General features: G+C 57.7%; 5 protein-coding genes and 1 pseudogene. 2 read left to right on the top strand and 4 right to left on the bottom strand.

The window, feature by feature from the left end; all coding sequences use genetic code 11:
* Positions 1-408 precede the first annotated feature (408 nt).
* Complete coding sequence (locus tag H0V34_05095) at positions 409-678, top strand: DUF2191 domain-containing protein (protein MBA2491099.1); 270 nt, start codon at positions 409-411, stop codon at positions 676-678.
* Positions 675-1,105: pseudogene (locus H0V34_05090) on the top strand (type II toxin-antitoxin system VapC family toxin). The gene H0V34_05095 and the pseudogene H0V34_05090 overlap by 4 nt, the downstream one beginning before the upstream one ends.
* Before the next feature lie 42 nt (positions 1,106-1,147).
* On the opposite strand, the gene H0V34_05085 reads toward H0V34_05090, so the two are convergent.
* The 4 genes from H0V34_05085 to H0V34_05070 all read right to left on the bottom strand — a co-directional run.
* Positions 1,148-1,576 carry a hypothetical protein gene (locus H0V34_05085; GenBank protein ID MBA2491098.1) on the bottom strand — a complete coding sequence of 143 codons (429 nt, stop codon included), beginning with the start codon at positions 1,574-1,576 and terminating at the stop codon, positions 1,148-1,150.
* 462 nt (positions 1,577-2,038) lie between these two features.
* On the bottom strand, positions 2,039-2,428 hold the full coding sequence (locus tag H0V34_05080) for a PIN domain-containing protein (protein MBA2491097.1): 390 nt from the start codon (positions 2,426-2,428) through the stop codon (positions 2,039-2,041).
* 21 nt (positions 2,429-2,449) lie between these two features.
* Entirely contained in the window at positions 2,450-2,683 is a 234-nt protein-coding gene (locus tag H0V34_05075; protein MBA2491096.1) for a hypothetical protein, read from the bottom strand.
* A gap of 101 nt (positions 2,684-2,784) precedes the next feature.
* A partial coding sequence (locus H0V34_05070; protein ID MBA2491095.1) for an FtsX-like permease family protein occupies positions 2,785-3,773 on the bottom strand: 989 nt, incomplete at its 5' end.

Genomic DNA, 3,773 nt, shown 5'->3' with positions numbered 1-3,773 from the left:
ACCCCTCTCGTGTTGCGCCTAAAGGATCGGACCAATGCACACCACAAAAAGTTCACCCATTATTCAAGGTTCAGTAAGTTGAATCGTAGTTCCTTGACTGGATGGATCATCCAGACACTCGCTCAGGTGAACAGCGTGCCTGTGCGCTATCCATGTTGCCAAGCCGGAAGGCTTTTATATCGCGACCGGCGGGCGATCAAAATGCGAACTTCGGATGTGAACGACAATCGGCGTGTTAATGCCGACCCGCGGCTATGAAGGAGAAACGGGTGATCGAGGAGCCACGTCTTCAATGAATCTTTCACGTGCCTCATATCGAAAGGCCAAGCGATTTTCAATCGCGAGCTTCGGTGAGACTATCACTTGATGTCTTGATGCTTATTGATTTTGTGTCAAGATGCGCAAACCTTGCGCACCACATTAACGATCGAGGACAAACTGGCCAAGGCATTGAAGGCGCTGGCTCACCGCTCGGGCAAACCCTTCAAATCGGTCGTTAACGAGACCTTGCAGGCGGGACTGACGGCCAGCAACGTGCTCCCCGAGCCACGCCCTTACTCTGTCGAACCCCAACACATGGGCGCCGTGCTTGACAACTTGAACCTAAACAAGGCCCTCGCGCACGCTGACCGCCTTGAGGATGAAGAACTTATACGCAAGCTGCAATTGAAGAAGTGATACTGATCGATGCCAATCTGCTGATCTATGCGGTAACCGCCGATTCGGCTCACCATCCTGCCGCGCGTCGATGGCTGGAACAAACGTTGTCCAGCTCGACGGAAGTCAGGCTTGCGTGGATTGTCATTCTGGCATTCCTACGCATAACGACTCGGCCCGGCATCATGCAACGCGCGCTGAAACCTGATATGCATGCAGTTTCGTCGCGGCCTGGCTCGCGCAGCCATTCGTGACCGCGATTGCTCCCGGGCCAGACCACTGGCGCTTGCTACGCAGCTTGCTCGACGCCGCAGGCACGGCCGGCAACCTGACCTCGGATGCCCACCTCGCCGCCCTGGCGCTGGAGCATGACTGCACTATCTACTCGGCAGACTATGATTTTCTGAGATTTCCCGGCGTCAAACACGTTAACCCGCTAGCTCTCTGAAACGTTAGTCACCGCCACCGAGCTTAGAAAGCTGAGGTCAGACTAAGGCTGTCGTCGCCAGGTTCTGCCATTTCGGGACAACTGTTTCGCATGCAATCTTTTGTAAAGATTAGCAGTGTCTGATAGCCCCTGCGGCCGATCAGCGTGCTTCAGAGTAGCCAGCACATCGCGCGCCTGTGCCCGGACATCGGGATGCGGATCGGCCAGCGCCGCCTGAGCCATGCTTCTCGTTTGTACATTATCCGCGCCCGGCACTTCGGCGATGGCCTTGAGCGCGAGCATTCGGACAAAATGAGAGCGGTCGTATTGCGCGAGATTTTCCAACGTGCCGTCGGGGAGTCGCAACCCGAGGGGCAACGCCCCGGACACGGCGCTGTAACGCACCTGCGCATTCGTATCGGTCAAGGCGTACAACACGGAGTCCATGGAGTCCGCCCCTTTGCGCTCGATGACAGCCTCGACAGCGCGCATTCTGGCGGCGGCGCTCGCATCGCTCGATCGCCTGCTCCAGCTCGGCGGTGCTGGCCCAGCGCTCGGGCGGCACCGGCACCATCTCGCGTCCTTTCCTACGTGGATAGACCCACAATACGACCGGCTCTCGGTCGCGTAGGCCCACCTCGTACAGAAAAAAAACATCCTGATTTACGAGAATCCGTCTCAAGCCCTCGCCAACGGCTGATGCTCAAATGCAATCGAAACCGGCGGTACATTCAGCGCTTCGCTGTAGATCGCGATGCCACTCTTCTCCGCTATTGCGTCAAGCAGATTGTTCAGCGAAATATTATGCGCCTCGACACTGAGCCAGCCATTTTCGATGCGTACCGTCGGAGTTTTGGTGGATTGCGCAAACGTAGCTCGGTCACTCGACAGAGGCGAAAGTGCGCAGCCAATAAAGCTTGATACAGCCAGACGGGGAAACTGGTGGTCGAAGAGCTACGTCATAAACGGATTTTCGATTCGAATCCCTTCAATAATCTGCCCGTGGTTCAAGTCTTCACTCATAGGAATTTCCGCCCCGCCCTGAACGGCAGCGATTACGATCATGGCGTCCCAGAATGACAACTGGTGACGTTCCTGAAATTCGGAAGCCAGCATGATGGTGTCCGGTCGAATAGTTTCCATCGGCCATACGACATAAGCATTCAGCACACCTCGGGCTTTCGCGCGTGAAAGTGGCGTTGGAATCTTTTGTATGACGTTTACATAGAACTCTTTCAGGACTTGCGTGCTGATAATGCCGGATTCTGTTTCCCACAGGTCTTTCACCACCGCAACCGCACGGTCTCGTTTGTTCGCGGCGTCCAGATCGTAGGCGTAAATCAGAACATTGGTATCGAGGAAACCTTACCGGTCATGCAGTGTGTCTCTAGGCGCAGAACCGTGACCGCCAAGATACAAGCCGGCATTCAGCTCAGCCAGCGCCGGACGCCTGGCCTTCTCGAACAGTTCAGCTTCTTCAACGGCTCGGGTCAGTTCGTCGCCAATCATTCTGCGGACCGAGGTGGCTCGTTTTGCAGCGATAACGGGGGCGTTACGGATCACTTCGTGATCCAGACTCAATGTAATGTTCTGTTTCATGGCGCGGCTCACAGTAATTTGCACGTAAAATACGTGCAACACCTATAACGCGTGACGTCAACGCTCGCAACAGGGACCTGCTGCGACCGCTATATTGAGGCTCAAACCCGTCGCAATACCAGCAGGGGCGACTGGTTCAGAACCGGCCGCGTGGCCAGCAACCCGGCCGCGGTGATGCCGGCCCCGCCGGCGAGAATGCCGCACGCCCACAGCCAGGGGTTGATCCGATACGGCAGCTCGAACACGTTCGTCGCGAGAAAATATCCCGCGATGGTTGCTACCACGGCCGCCAGCACGCCGGCCGCTATGCCCACCGTGCCAAACTCCGCGATCAGGCTTAATTGCACCTGCCTGCGGCTCGCGCCCAGCGCGCGCAACAGCGCGGTTTCGCGGCGGCGCTCCTGCTGGCTGGTCTGGATGGCAGCGTACATCACCAGGCCGCCAGCCGCCAGGGTAAACAGAAACACGTACTCGACCGCCAACGCGGCGCGATCCATGATGGCGCGCACCTGATCGACGATGGCCTCGACGTTGAGCACGGTGACGCTCGGGAATTGCCGCGCGAGTTGGGTTATCAACGCCTCTTTTGCGGGCGGCAGATAGAACGCGGTGATGCGGCTCGCAGGCTGATCGCGAAGCAGCGCGGGTGTGGCGATGACGAAGAAATTCACGTTGAACGAGTCCCACTCGACCGATCTGAGATTCGTCACCGGACCTTCCAGCGTCTCGCCCGCGATCGTGTAGCGAAGCTTGTCGCCCAGCCCGATACCCAGCGTCTCGGCGATGCCGGTTTCGACCGAAAAACCATTCGTGTCGGCACCAGCCGTCCCCCACCACTGCCCGGCTGTAATCTTGTTGTCGGGTTGCAAACGAGTTCCCCAGGACAGATTGAATTCGCGGCTGATGAGTTGCTTCGCGCGCGGCTCCTCGTAGTCGGCGGGCCCGACCTTGCGATCGTCGATCGCGACCAGCCGGCCGCGCACCATGGGATAAAACTCCGGCAGCATTAAATCGTTCTCGCGAAACAGATTCGCGAGGGCGGCGACTTCCCGCGGCTGAACGTTGATCATGAAATAGTTGGGCGCATCGG

The sequence above is a fragment of the Gammaproteobacteria bacterium genome (assembly GCA_013696315.1).
In the GTDB taxonomy this organism is placed as follows: Bacteria; Pseudomonadota; Gammaproteobacteria; order JACCYU01; family JACCYU01; genus JACCYU01.
The sequence above is the reverse complement of the archived record's forward strand: the minus strand, read 5'-3'. Positions and strand labels throughout refer to the sequence as shown.